This is a genomic window from Streptomyces cyaneofuscatus, assembly GCF_042718795.1.
Taxonomy (GTDB): domain Bacteria; phylum Actinomycetota; class Actinomycetes; order Streptomycetales; family Streptomycetaceae; genus Streptomyces; species Streptomyces cyaneofuscatus_A.
Window position 1 is genome coordinate 113,658 of record NZ_JBHXOX010000017.1, and the last position, 12,296, is coordinate 125,953.

The following is a 12,296-nucleotide window of genomic DNA, read 5'->3' on the forward strand; positions in this document are numbered from 1 at the left end:
TGCCCGTTCGGGCACCCTCGCGGGTACCGGCGGTAGCTGTCCGGGGCCGTCCGTCGCTCCGCCACCACCGCTCACCGCCCGTCGCCCACCGTTCATCTCCGTACGGCACACAGTTGTGTCCGGGGGCCTCACAGGAGTGATCCCAGCGTCTAGTCTGTGGCCGACCATGGCACGAACGGTTTCCGACGGTTCACCGGCGCAGACACGGTTCCACCAGTTCCACCGGCCGCGACAGCGGGCGGCGACCGGCTCCGCAGGGCGATCCCCGGCGGTGCACGGACTCCAGCGGACACCAGGTATCGGGTATCGGGGGCGTACGTGGGCGAGAACGAGATGGCGGTTTTCGGGGTCTCCGACGCCGAGGAGGAGATCTACCGCCACTTCCTGCGCAACCCCTCCACCGGCGCCGACGACCTCCACCTCCTGCTCCACACCGAGCCCGGGCAGGCCCGCGCCCGGATCGACCGGCTCCGGGAGCTGGGCCTCCTGCGGATGGAGGACGACGGCCGCCGGATAGCGCCCGAGGACCCCGAGACCGCCCTCTCCCGCCTGGTCGACCTGCGGCTCCACGCACTCCACCAGGAGCTGCAGCGCGTCACCCGGTCGCGGCACGTCATTGACGGTCTACGCGCGGAGCAGGGGGCCCGTACGCCGCCCCCGCAGGGCATCGAGCAGTTGGAGGGGCTCGCCCAGATCCGCAACCGGATCGACGACCTCGCCTTCTTCGCCCGGGACGAGATCCTCTCCGTGGAGCCGTACACCCGGCTCTCCCCGGAGAACATCGCCCGCTCCAGACCGCTGGACCTGCGCTGCCTCAGACGCGGCGTCCGGATCCGCAACGTCGTCTCCAGCGTCGCCCTCCAGGACCCGCCGACCGCCGCCTATCTGCGCGAGCTGTCCGAGCACGGGGCGTCGATCCGGGTCACGGCCGACACCACCGAACGGCTCCTGGTCTACGACCGCCGCGCCGCCCTCGTCCCGCTGGACCCTCGCGACACCTCCCGGGGCGCGCTGCTCGCCCACCGCAGCGGGCTCGTCTCCAACATCATCGCGCTGTTCGAGAAGATCTGGGACCAGGCCGAGGAGCTGGCCCACGCCGGCGGTGGGAGCGGCACGGACCGCGAAGGGCTCTCCGCCATGGAGCGGCGGGTGCTGGTGGCGATGTGCACGGTCGGCAAGGACGAGGCCGGGGCGCGGGAGCTGGGGGTTTCGGTACGGACCTACCGGCGGCATGTCGCCGAGCTGATGCAGACCCTGGGCGCCGCCAGCCGCGCCCAGGCCGCGCTGCTGGCGCGGGAGCGGGGGTGGATCTGACCGCCCATGCGCGCCACGGTGGTCAGAACTCCGCCCCTGCGCGCCACGGTGGTCAGAACTCCTCCGTCCAGCCCCGCAGCGCCGTGTCCGCCAGCACGCAGGAGACCGCCCGCCGCACCGCCGGGGCGTCCGTCGACCCGGCCAGCTCGATCCGCAGCACCACCCGGTCCTGGCCCACCTCCGGGTGGCAGCACCAGTGGCCGGGGAGCAGTCCCAGGAGCCGTACGACGGTGGTCCAGCCGGTCGGGGCGGCCCGGTCCCGGCGTACGAGGACGACTGCGGCGACCCCGGCCCCGGCACCGGGCGGACCCGGCGTCATGACTCCGCCTCCCTGCCGCCGCCCGGTCCCGGCCCGTGTCCTGTGTTCCCGCCGCCGCCAGTGCCGGTGCCCGGTCCCGGCCCGTGTCCTGTGTTCCCGCCGCCGCCCGGCCCGTGTCCCGCGCTCCCGTCGCCTCCCGGCCCCCCGCCCAGCACCTGCCGGGCCGCCGCCGCCAGTGCCGTGACGCCCGTCGGCAGGGCGGTGCGGACGTCGGGCGCGAAGCCGGGCGCGTGGTTCGGCGGTACGGGCCCTCCCCCGGCCCGTGCCGCACGCCACTCCCGTACGCCGGTGGTGCCGAGCAGCCAGTACGCCGTCGCCACCCCGCCCGCCCCGAAGTGCGGGAAGTCCTCGGTGGCCGTCGCGGGGGCGGCGTCCAGCACCCGGGCCGCGCCGAGCGAGGCCTCGTGGGCGCGGCGGACCGCCGCCGTCAGCGCCGGGTCGGGGAGCAGGGCGGGCGAGCGGGCCGTCACCGTGAGCTCCGGGTCGTGCGGGGCGCCCGCCGCCGCGGCCTGGGCCCGTACGACGCGGGTCGCGGCGGCCAGCAGGCGGTCGAGGGCGGAGTCGGTGAACGCCCTTGCGGTGAGAAAGAGTTCGGCGGTGTCCGGGGTGACGTTGCCGCGCTCGCCGGCCCGCACCGAGCCCACGGTGAGCACGGCCTGTTCGGCGGGGGCGGTCGCGTGGGCCGCCACCGACTGGAGGCCGAGCACGGTGGCGGCGGCCATCAGGACCGGGTCGACGGTGAGGTGCGGGGTAGCCGCGTGGCCGCCCCGGCCGTGGAGGGTGACGTCGGCCGCGATACTGCCCGCCATCAGGGGCGCCCCGCCCGGCGCGTGGGCGACGGTGCCGGCGGGGAGCGGGGCCGCGTGCTGGGCGAGGACCGCGTCCGGGGTGCCGAACCTCTCGTACAGGCGGCCGTCCTCCAGCATCGGCCGGGCCCCGCTCAGCGTCTCCTCGGCGGGCTGGCCCACCACGAGGAGCGTGCCGCGCCAACTGTTCCGGTCCCCGGCGAGGAGGGCCACCGCCCCGGTCACCGCCGCGATGTGCAGGTCGTGGCCGCAGGCGTGCATGACCCCGGGGACGGTGCTCGCGTACGGCAGGCCGGTGGCCTCGGTGACGGGGAGCGCGTCGAGTTCGGTGCGCAGGAGCACGGTGGGGCCCGGGCCGTTGCGCAGGACGCCGACGAGGCCGTGGCCGCCGCCGACCGCCCGGGTGACCGTGAGGCCGTGGTCGGTCAGGCGGGCGGCGAGGAGGTCCGCGGTGCGGTGCTCGTGGCCGGAGAGTTCGGGGTGGGCGTGCAGGTCGAGGTAGAGCGCGAGGGTGGCGCGGAGCAGCGGGCGGGGCAGGGGCGTGGTCGCCATGGCCTCTTCGCCCGTCCCTTCGCGCCCGTCGCCGTTCGCGCCGGGTGCCTCGATCACGCCGTCCCCGCCGTCCGCCTCGTTCACCTCGTTCGCCGTTCTCGCCGCTGTGACCACTTCACACCTCATCCCGTGTCCCCGCTCAACGAGCCTGATCCGTACGGCTGTCAGAGGCCCTGCCGTCCCGCTGTCATCCGGTGCAGGCGAAGTGGCGGCGAAGTGACAGCGAAAGCGCGGCCGATCTGACAGCGGCCACCTCTCCAATGGGTTCAGGACCGGGGACAGCGGGCCGGAGCAGCCGGCCGTCGGTCCCCACGAGACCAGGGAGAACACCATGGCCCCCAAGACCGAGCTCGCCACCCTCGCCGACGAGATCCTGGAGCTGGAGTCGGAGACCTTCGAGATCTCGGACTACTCCGACGCGGTGGAGGTCGTCCTCGCCGGTTCCACGTCCTCCTCCTCGACCTCCACCTGCTCCAGCACCACCAGCACCACCTCCTGCAGCGCCTGATACCGGTTCGCAGGCCCGCTCGTGCCGCCAGCCCCCTCCGTCGGTCGGAGGGGGCTGACGTACGTCCTGCGCGGAGCCGGTCACGGGAACGGGTGCGGGACGGCCTTGATCTCCGCCTCCGGCAGGTCGTCCGCCCGCCGCCCGGCCGCCCGCAGCGCGGTCCGCAGCCGGGGCATGCGCAGGGCCCGCTGCCGGGTCCAGCCGAAGTCCAGCGGCAGGAGGCCCGGGACGGTGGTGGAGACGGTGTGCAGGCCCATCCGGTGCTGCTCGGGGGTCGTCTGGTCGACGGCGATGACGTCGTACCCGACGGTCGTCAACTGATCGCGCAGGCAACGCAGATCATCCAGCAGGTCGCCCGTGCGCGGCCGTAGCGGCTGCCAGTCGGCGAACACCTCCTCCAGCGGGAGGACGGCCTCCGGCTCCAGGTACTCGGCCGCGTGCCGGACCATCGACGGCAGTCCGTACAGCTGGGCGTGGTCCTTGAGATGCAGGACCTTGGCGAAGTCCCACTCCATCGACTCCAGTTCGGTGCGGCGCTCGGCCACCTGGTAGGGCAGGTGCGGGATGTAGGTGAGGACCTCCGAGAGGGCCGCCTCCACGGTGTCCGCCGGGTCGAAGCCGGCGGCGGCGGAGAAGGAGAGCGTGCCGTGGCCCCCGTCGCGCCGGACCGCGAGGGCGGTGACGACGGGGACGGCCAGATCCATCCGCGTATCGAAGGCGTGCACGTCGTAGCCGTGCAGGGCGGCCCGGTCGAGCATCGAGCGGACGGCGGGGGTGGTCGCGGTGGTGAGGTCGAGCGCGGTGAGGCGGGCGCGGCCGTACCAGGCGAGGAGGAACGCGTCCCGCTCGACCAGCTCAAGGAGCCCGAAGAGGATCGCCTCCTCCGGACTGCCGCCCGTGGCACAGCCGTTGGAGCACTCGAAGACGAAGTTGTCGGCGTCGACCCCGGCGCTGTAGTGGGCGAGCCGGGCCGGGACGAGGATGGGGCGGTCGTCGCGGAGCGAGTGCCCCCAGACCCAGGGGATCGCGCGGTCGGGGTCGAAGGGGCTGACCAGGGGGTCGGAGGCGTACGTCTCGGAGGCGTAGAAGCCGCAGTCGGCGGGGTTCAGGGCCTGGCCGGACAGGTTGGCGTAGCTGTCGACCACCGGGGATGTGCCGCGTCGGCGATGGGTGCCCGCGTAACGCTCCAGCCCTTCCAGGTAGGCGAGGGTGCGGCTGGTGGCGTACCGGTTGGCCTGGCCGCTCCAGGTGACGTCGTTGAGTCCGGCGTAGCCGCGGACGAAGTGGGTCCCGGCGACGGGGGCCGTGGTGGTGGAGGCGGGGTTGATCCAGGTGTCCGAACCGAGCGCCCCGCACACGGGGTTGGCGAGGGCGGAGGTCGGCAGGAGGTAGGAGTCGAGCGTACGGAGGCGGTAGCCGTCGGGGTCCGGTTTAGGGGTGGGGCGCAGCTCCATCCGGGCGGCTTCCGCCGTGTCGGGGACCTCGACCACGCAGGAAGGGCAGAGGGGTTCCGGGAGGAGCGGGAAGGTGGCCGTGGCGAGGGTGGCCAGGTCGACGCGGGTGACCTGGGGGAGCGCGCGGTCGGCGGGGGTGGCGTCGGGGTTGCTCCGCTGACCGGTGAGCACGGCGCTGTACGCCGCCCAGACCGCGTCCACCGTGTAGTCGGTGAGTACCGGCCAGTGCACGGCCCCCTGCGGCTCGTACCCCAGCTCCAGCGCCTCCCGCTCGGACCGGCTGCGCAGCCGCTGCCACCGCATCGCGAGGCACTGCCCGCAGGCGGCACCGGACAGCCCGCCGCCCCAGGGCCCGATCAGGACGGCCCGGGAGGTGAGCTGGACGTTGGCGGCGGGGCGGATGTCGGCGTACGGGTCCGGGTGCCCGAATCCGAGGGTGTCGGCGGCACCGAGCGGGACGACGTAGGGGGCGGGCAGGGAATGGCCGGAAGGACGGGAATGGCGGACCGACAGCGCATCCTGAAGCTGGGCCCGCGCCGCGTCCAGAGGAGGGGAGGAAGCCGTGGCCGTCGTCATGACTTGTCGCTCCAGCGGAAGGTCTTCAGCGCCACCGCGCCGAGGACGAGGGCGAATCCGGCGAGCACCGCGCAGGCGACACCGATGTCCGTCAGGGTGCCGCCGCCGGTCAGCGCGCCGGACACCCCGTCGTTGAGGTAGCGCAGCGGCAGGACGCGGGAGAGGCTCTGCATCCACTGCGGCATGGCGTCCAGCGGGAAGAACGAACCGGAGAGGAACGCCATGGGAATCATCAGGCAGTTGGCGACGGCGGCGACCGCCTCCGGGGTCCTGGCGTAGCTGCCGACGATGACGCCCAGCGCGAGGAACGCGGTGATCCCGAGCACCAGCACCGGCAGCGCGAGCGGCCAACGCCCGTCCAACTGAAGGCCGAAGGAGGGGAGCAGGGCCACGGCGACGAACAGAACCGCCTGTACGGCTCCGATGGCGAGCGCCAGCACATAGCGGGAGGCGAGCACGGCGGAGACGGGTGTCGGTGTCATCCGGATCAGCCGGAGGATGTCGTCGCGCCGCCACTGCATGAGGACGAACCCGACGCCGAACACGGCGGCGTTGCCGACGCCCCAGGACAGGACGCCGGGCGCGATGTAGTTGATGTAGGGCTTGCCGCTCTCCTCGACGGTCTGGCCGTGGAAGATCAGCCCGAAGACGACGAGGAAGATCAGCGGGAAGGCGAAGGTGAAGAAGAGGGTGGTGCGGTCGCGGGTGTAGGCCCGGTATCCGGCCTGGCTCAGCGCGGTGTAGGCGCTCATCGGGTGTCTCCGTATCGGTGCTCGTCCGGAACAAGGGGGCTGATTCTCGACGGAGTCACGGCTGCTGAGCTCCGGTGCCGGTCAGCGCCAGGTACACGTCCTCCAGGCTCGCCGTCCTGGTCTGTACGCCCTGGAGCCCGGCGATCTCGTCGACGGCCGCGAGCACCTGGCCCGAGGCGAGGGTCTCCAGCACGATCGAGCCGCCCTCCTCGGTGACCCGGTCCACGCCCGGGATCGCGCGGGCCTGGCCGGGCGTGAGGCGGTCGGCCGGGACGAGGAGCCGGGTGGTGGGGCTGGAGGCGGCGATGAGCCGGCCGGGGCTGTCGAGGGCGGCCACCTTGCCCTCCACCATGATGGCGACCCGGTCGCAGAGCGCCTCGGCCTCGTCCAGGTGGTGGGTGGTGTAGACGATGGTGCGGCCCGCGCCCTTGAGGTCGCGGAGGACCTGCCAGAGGGAGCGGCGGGCCTGCGGGTCGAGCGCGGCCGTCGGCTCGTCCAGGAAGATCAGCTCGGGGTCGTGGACGAGGGCGGAGGCGATGGCGAGCCGCTGCCGCTGGCCGCCGGAGAGGTCGTCCACCCGCGTGTCACCCTGCTCGGTGAGGCCGACGGAGGCCAGCGCCCGTTCGGCGGCGGCCGCGTCGCACCGGTAGAGGGCGGCCATGGTGACCAGGTGTTCGCGGGCGGTCAGCCGGACGAAGAACGCGGAGCTCTGCGTCTGCACACCGAGCCGGGGCAGCAGGGCGGTGTTGCGCGGCCAGGGGCTCTCCCCCAGGACCGCCACCGTCCCGGAGTCGGCGCGCCGCTGGCCCTCCATGATCTCGACGAGGGTGGTCTTGCCCGCCCCGTTGGGCCCGAGCAGCCCGAAGAACTCGCCGCGCCCGACGGTCAGCGAGACCCCGTCGACGGCCCTGGTCGTGCCGTACGTCTTGTGGACGCCGGACAGGGCGACGGCGGGCCCGGCGGCCGGCCCGGGAGGGGGGTCGTGCGGGGTGTGGGGGGCGGTGGACGTCATGGGACTCTCCTTGAGGGGGAACAAGCGGGATCAGGCCGTCAGCAGGGCCAGGCCGTCAGCAGGGTCAGGCCGTCAGCAGATGATGGGCGCCCGCGACGGCCGCCGCGACCAGACCGGCGAGAACAAGCACCGTGCCCAACAGGTAGGCCGGGTAGGCGATCCGGGCTCGGCGCGGGTACGCGGCCACTTCCGGCGAGCGGCGCAGCACGAGCCGCAGATAGCCGGCGGCGGAGGCGGCGAGACCGGTGGCCCCGGCGAGCTGGCTCGCGATCTTGTAGCCGTCCAGCGGCGGCAGCGGCACGAGCATCGCGAACGCCTGCACACTGCCGAGGAGCAGCAGCGCGGCGAGCGCCTCGTGCGTGGCGGCGTCGAGCGGGGCGAAGAGCCAGAGAGCGCAGAACGGGAGCAGGAAGAGCAGGTTCATCACCGCGCCCGCCACCGCTGTGGCGATGCGATGCCAACGGCTGCCGATGTACAGGTAGTTGTCGACCGTGCAGTACATGATGACGACCGGCAGCCGCCACCGCAGCCCGATCTCCGCGACCTGCCCGCCGTAGTGCCGGGCCACCACCCCGTGGGCGAGCTCGTGGAGGGCGGTGCTCAGCCAGAGCAGGATCGCCGTGCCGGTCAGCAGGACGGGGTTGGTGAACAATTCCCGTACGGCGATCAGCAGTTCGCCAGTCCGGGCGACCACGACCGTCTCCATCGCGACGATCAGCACCAGCAGCGGCACCATCCCCCACGGCGCCAGCAGGAAACCGAAGACCCGGTGGAGGCGGGCGGTGGTGGCGTCGGCGTCGGCCACCAGGGGCAGGGTACCGCGCAGCAGGCTACGGGGCTCCGGCGCGACAACAGAGGCCTCCGGAAGAGGCGTTCCGGTCAGCAGCCCCTTCGTCCCGAGCATCGTCAGGATCTGCTGCCAGTGCGCGTCGCCGAGCCGCCGCCCGTACTCCCCCGCATACTCCTCGCCGATCTCCGCCAGGCTCCGCCCGCCGTCCATCCGGGCGATGAGGAAATGCTCCTTGGCGCCGACCTTGAAGGAGTTGCCGCTGTCGGTGTCCTTGATCAGGTGGACGGTGGAGGGGCCGTCGAGGAGGGCGTCGCTGAGCAGGACGGCCGGTCGCAGGGCGGGCCGGTAGGAGGCGAGCGCCCCCGAAGCCCCGGTCGCACTCATACGGACTCCCCCGCGTGCCCCTCTGCGGACTCCTTGAGCACCCGGCCCAGAACATGGCTGAGATAGGCCTCGTCCCTGATCGTCACGTGCAGCCGGTTGTTGGTCATGTGCATATACGGGGAGAGCAGCAGCGGCAGCGCCACCGCCGGGTCGGTCACCCGCTCGTCCCGCTCGCCGTCCCACGACCGGAAGACCAGGTCCCCGTCGACGGCCAGTTTCCGTGCCCGGTCCCGGAGTTCGGCGCAGTGCCCGGCCCAGCCCGCCAACGACCCGGGGAGCGAACGCGCGCTGCCGGGCGGGGCGGTGGCGGCCCGGATGCGGGTGAAGCGGTCGCGCAGGCCGTCCGCCGTACGGGCGTAGTTCCGGTCGTACTCGTCCGTACCGATGAAGCCGGTGCCGGGGAAGGCGCGGTGCCAGAACTCGTAGTAGCTGTCCAGGTAGGCGGTCAGCTCCGCCCGCTCCGGCAGGAACGTCGACGCCATCACCATCATCCACTGGGCCGAGGTGCCGAGCAGGACCGTGCGCAGGTGGAGGTTCTTGGTGGCGAGCGCGTCGATGACCAGGTCGCTGGAGTGCCGGAAGTGCCACTCGGCCAGCTCGATCCCGGCCGGGCCGCCGTACTTCCCGAACTCCGGCTCGTACGCCTCCCGATGGCGGGAGTTGTTGGGCCGCAGGTTCATCCGGCCCTGCTCGTCCATGTAGTGGCCGCGCTCGCTGCCGGGGAACTCGATCTCGAAGAGCGTGTTGTAGAAGTCGTTGAGGAACCCGGAGTCGACCTCGTAGAGCGCGGGCCGCTCCGCGAGGAACGCGTCCACGGCCTGTTCGGTGCGGCGGGCCACCTCGGGTTCGGCGGCGGGGGACGACGGCTTCAGGCGGAGCCGTACGTGAGGTCCCTCCAGCCAGTAGTTGATGAAGAAGTACCCGGTGATCAGCCCGTCCGCCTCCAGCTCCGCTACCAGCGGGCGGACGCAGTGCAGGAGGAAGGGGCGGGGGTTGGCTGCGTAGAAGACGTGGGTGGCCTGCCAGGCGCAGGTCGCTTCTGTTCCGAGCGGGGTCGTTTCGAGCGGGGTCATACGGTCCTCCTGCGGACGGGTACGGCCGTCTCCACGGCCAGTTCGGCGACATGGCGGCCGCGGCCGGAGACGGTGTGCAGGGCGTCCTCGTCCGGCAGCGCCTCCCGGAACACCACCCGGGCCTGCGGGGTCTTGATCAGGGCCTCGAAGGCCGACAGGGAGAGCGGGCTGTCGAAGTCCAGGTACTGCGGCTTGGCCCCGGTCGCGCCCCGGGCCCCGGAGTCCGACACCGTCGCGAAGACCCGGTCGGGCAGGCCATGCGTACGCCGGAACGCGTGCCAGTCCAGGAACCAGCCGGCCTCCGGGGCCCCGGCCCGGTGCAGCGGCAGCGCCGTGGCCGGGGCGCTCCAGCTACGGCGGCTGAGGACGAGCGAGCCGTGGCGCACCCGGGGCCGTGTGGTGACCCCGTCCGCGTCCGGCGCGCCCTCCGGGACCCCGGCCCACACGTTGAGCGGGGCCATGGAGGTCGGGGAGAGGAGGAGCAGGGTACGGGGCAGCTCGGGGAGGGCGAGGGGGACGAGGTAGCCGAGGTAGACCGGGATCACCTCGCGGTCCAGGCGGGCCGAGCGCAGGACCAGCCGGCCGGCGTCCGGGTCGTGGACGAGGTGGAGGTCGTCCAGCGAGATCCGGAACTCCGGCTCCAGCGTGCCGCGTTCGCCGGGGCAGACGATCTCGTACGGGGTCAGCCGGCCGTGCAGGTTCAGGTTGCTGGTGACCGGGCCGCCGGTGACCTCGGCCAGCACCGCGCCTTCGGGCCCGCTCGTCGCCGCGCCTTCGGGCCCGCTCGCCCCCGCGCTCGCGAGGAGCCGCTTGTCGAGCCCGTCGAAGAGCTGGGTGAACCGGCTGAAGGGGAACGCGACCCCGCCGTAGGACCGGTTCAGGACGACGAGCGGGTCGCCGGGGCGGTCGGCGATCTGAAGGTGGTGGCTCATCGGGGCGAAGTCCGGTGCCAGACCGGTCAGTTCTGCGGCTACCACGGCCAGGAAGGTCTCGTCCACCCGCACCTCGGCCGCCCCGGGGCCCGCCGCCTCCGCCAGCGCGGCCATCCGGGCGGTGAAGGTGCGGCGGGCGGTGTCGAGGGCGCGGAGGCGGTCGAGCCCGAGCCAGTTGACCTCGGGGACGTAGGTGCCGTCGGCGTCGTACGGGGTACGGGTGGCGGTGAACGTCATGTACTGGTCGAAGAAGTCCTCGTGGAAGTCGTGGACCAGCTTCAGGAGGTCGTCGCACCGGCCCCCGTGCCCGTACCGCGCGAGGAAGAAGCCCTCGAAGGTGATCCGCTGCGGGAGCGTGAGGTCGAAGGCGGGCAGCACACGCTCGACGGCTGCCAGCGGCCCGGCCGCCAGCTCCTGCCAGGCGTCGGGGTCGAACGCCGTCTCCCCGCCCGCCGCCGCGTCCTCGTACAGCAGCGTCTGCGGCACCTTCGCCCGGTCCGCCCCCAGCTCCTCCTCCTGGACCGCCCGCAGCCCCGCCCGCAACGCCTCCAGCAGCGCGCGCCGCTCGTCCACCGGCGCGTCCGCGAACCGCTCGACGCAGCGGGCGGGCGCAGTCAGCCGGTCCGCGAGCCGGTCGGCCCAGGGGCGCTCCAGGCCCCGCAGCGCACCCTGGAACGCCCGCAGCGGGTCGGTGTCGTGCACCTCGGTCCGCAGACACGGCACCTGGACCATGCCGACGTCCAGCAGCGCCCCGAGGTACTGCTCGCACTCCTCACGCGCGGCCCCCTGGTCCCGGGCCAGCCACTCCACCAGCTCCCCGTACCGCAGCCCGCCCCGCTGTCCGTTCCGCGCCTCGCCCCGCTCCTCGAAGAGGGTGAGCAGTCGGTCCAGGGTGCCGCTGCGGCGCAGGAAGAACAGCCGGTCCTTCACCGCGTCGAACGTGACGGCGGTGTCGTCGTCACCGGCCGTGACCCACCGCCGTACGTACCGCACCCGGTCGTCGTCGCGGCCCCACCCGGAGGCGGGGGCGACCGGCAGGTCGGCGCGCCGGGCCGGGTCCGCGATCACGGCGTCGGCGAGGCGGCCCAGCGCGACGACGTTGAGCCGGGCCTGCGCCCGCCACTCCTCGTCCACGCGCAGCCGCAGCCCGTCGGAGCCGGTGAGGGAGCCCGGCGCGACGCCGGTGAAGGTGGAGAACGGGCTCGTCTTGCACGCCGTCCGGTACACGTAACTCAGCAGCGAACGCTCGATCTTGCGCTGCTTCTTGTCGGGCCGGGCGCCCGGCGTCAGGCTCTGACGGCGGTACGCGTCGAGCTGGGCGTCCAGCGCCGGGGAGGCGAGCAAGAGGGCCCGGCGCAGCCGTTCGTGACCGGCGAGTTCGCGCAGGGCCGCGCGGCTGCGGCCGGTCTCGGCGGCGAGCAGGGCCGCCCCCGCAGCCCGCCGCTCGTCCAGCGCGCGGCGGCCGGTCAGCCAGTCGGCGAGGGTGGCGGCGGCGGCCGGGTCCAGGGCGCGGACCCGGGAGAGGAGGCGATCAGCAGAGAGGGCTTCGGGCAGCCGGCCGTTGAAGATGTCGCGGCGCAGCTTCAGCAGGGCCCGGCGCAGCGGTTCGTCGTCGCTGCCGCCGATCAGGTCGTGGAGCCGGTCACCGGCCTTCTCCGCGAGCAGCCGCAACTGGCCGTCAGCGTCCAGGACTTCGTCTGCCCACCGGCGGCTTTCCGGGCAGCGCAGCCCTTGCACGCTCTCGACGGGCAGCCCGGCCACCCGGGCCATGAACGCGGGCCGTGTCACTGCGGAGTTGAGGGAATCGCTCATCGTCGGCTCCCC

Annotated in this window: 10 protein-coding genes; 2 read left to right on the forward strand and 8 right to left on the reverse strand. The window is 73.4% G+C overall.

Annotated features, from left to right (window positions below):
* Positions 1–318: 318 nt before the first annotated feature.
* The gene (locus tag ACFWRT_RS20765) at positions 319–1,314 is read left to right on the forward strand and encodes a helix-turn-helix transcriptional regulator (protein ID WP_380952993.1); all 996 of its coding nucleotides are present in this window, start codon (positions 319–321) and stop codon (positions 1,312–1,314) included.
* Positions 1,315–1,366: 52 nt separating this feature from the next.
* Here the strand turns inward: ACFWRT_RS20765 and ACFWRT_RS20770 are convergent, their stop codons facing one another.
* A complete protein-coding gene (locus tag ACFWRT_RS20770; RefSeq protein ID WP_380952992.1) occupies positions 1,367–1,633 on the reverse strand; it encodes a hypothetical protein in 267 nt (88 codons plus the stop codon).
* Positions 1,630–2,991: an amidohydrolase gene (locus ACFWRT_RS20775; protein WP_380953019.1), complete on the reverse strand. Its 1,362-nt coding sequence runs from the start codon at positions 2,989–2,991 to the stop codon at positions 1,630–1,632. Before ACFWRT_RS20775 ends, ACFWRT_RS20770 begins: the two co-directional genes overlap by 4 nt.
* 331 nt (positions 2,992–3,322) lie before the next feature.
* Between ACFWRT_RS20775 and ACFWRT_RS20780 the strand changes: the two genes are divergently transcribed.
* On the forward strand, positions 3,323–3,499 hold the full coding sequence (locus tag ACFWRT_RS20780; RefSeq protein ID WP_018515646.1) for a thiazolylpeptide-type bacteriocin: 177 nt from the start codon (positions 3,323–3,325) through the stop codon (positions 3,497–3,499).
* Positions 3,500–3,579: 80 nt separating this feature from the next.
* Here ACFWRT_RS20780 and ACFWRT_RS20785 read toward each other — a convergent pair whose 3' ends face one another.
* The 6 genes from ACFWRT_RS20785 to ACFWRT_RS20810 form a co-directional block, all read right to left on the reverse strand.
* On the reverse strand, positions 3,580–5,529 hold the full coding sequence (locus ACFWRT_RS20785) for a TOMM precursor leader peptide-binding protein (RefSeq protein WP_380952991.1): 1,950 nt from the start codon (positions 5,527–5,529) through the stop codon (positions 3,580–3,582).
* Positions 5,526–6,281, reverse strand: coding sequence for an ABC transporter permease (locus ACFWRT_RS20790; RefSeq protein ID WP_380952990.1), 756 nt, complete (start codon positions 6,279–6,281; stop codon positions 5,526–5,528). The genes ACFWRT_RS20785 and ACFWRT_RS20790 overlap by 4 nt, the downstream gene beginning before the upstream one ends.
* A 55-nt stretch (positions 6,282–6,336) precedes the next feature.
* The gene (locus ACFWRT_RS20795) at positions 6,337–7,293 is read right to left on the reverse strand and encodes an ABC transporter ATP-binding protein (protein ID WP_380952989.1); all 957 of its coding nucleotides are present in this window, start codon (positions 7,291–7,293) and stop codon (positions 6,337–6,339) included.
* Between the two features lie 64 nt (positions 7,294–7,357).
* Positions 7,358–8,467, reverse strand: a complete 1,110-nt coding sequence (locus ACFWRT_RS20800) for a site-2 protease family protein (RefSeq protein ID WP_380952988.1) — start codon at positions 8,465–8,467, stop codon at positions 7,358–7,360.
* Positions 8,464–9,540, reverse strand: a complete 1,077-nt coding sequence (locus ACFWRT_RS20805; RefSeq protein ID WP_380952987.1) for a lantibiotic dehydratase C-terminal domain-containing protein — start codon at positions 9,538–9,540, stop codon at positions 8,464–8,466. The genes ACFWRT_RS20800 and ACFWRT_RS20805 overlap by 4 nt, the downstream gene beginning before the upstream one ends.
* Entirely contained in the window at positions 9,537–12,284 is a 2,748-nt protein-coding gene (locus tag ACFWRT_RS20810) for a lantibiotic dehydratase (protein ID WP_380952986.1), read from the reverse strand. Before ACFWRT_RS20810 ends, ACFWRT_RS20805 begins: the two co-directional genes overlap by 4 nt.
* Positions 12,285–12,296 lie beyond the last annotated feature (12 nt).

Coding starts and splice junctions, on each gene's coding strand:
- ACFWRT_RS20770 (WP_380952992.1), bottom strand. CDS start 1,633: ATGACGCCGGGTCCGCCCGGTGCCGGGGCCGGGGTCGCCGCAGTCGTC.
- ACFWRT_RS20775 (WP_380953019.1), bottom strand. CDS start 2,991: ATGGCGACCACGCCCCTGCCCCGCCCGCTGCTCCGCGCCACCCTCGCG.
- ACFWRT_RS20780 (WP_018515646.1), top strand. CDS start 3,323: ATGGCCCCCAAGACCGAGCTCGCCACCCTCGCCGACGAGATCCTGGAG.
- ACFWRT_RS20785 (WP_380952991.1), bottom strand. CDS start 5,529: ATGACGACGGCCACGGCTTCCTCCCCTCCTCTGGACGCGGCGCGGGCC.
- ACFWRT_RS20790 (WP_380952990.1), bottom strand. CDS start 6,281: ATGAGCGCCTACACCGCGCTGAGCCAGGCCGGATACCGGGCCTACACC.
- ACFWRT_RS20795 (WP_380952989.1), bottom strand. CDS start 7,293: ATGACGTCCACCGCCCCCCACACCCCGCACGACCCCCCTCCCGGGCCG.
- ACFWRT_RS20800 (WP_380952988.1), bottom strand. CDS start 8,467: ATGAGTGCGACCGGGGCTTCGGGGGCGCTCGCCTCCTACCGGCCCGCC.
- ACFWRT_RS20805 (WP_380952987.1), bottom strand. CDS start 9,540: ATGACCCCGCTCGAAACGACCCCGCTCGGAACAGAAGCGACCTGCGCC.
- ACFWRT_RS20810 (WP_380952986.1), bottom strand. CDS start 12,284: ATGAGCGATTCCCTCAACTCCGCAGTGACACGGCCCGCGTTCATGGCC.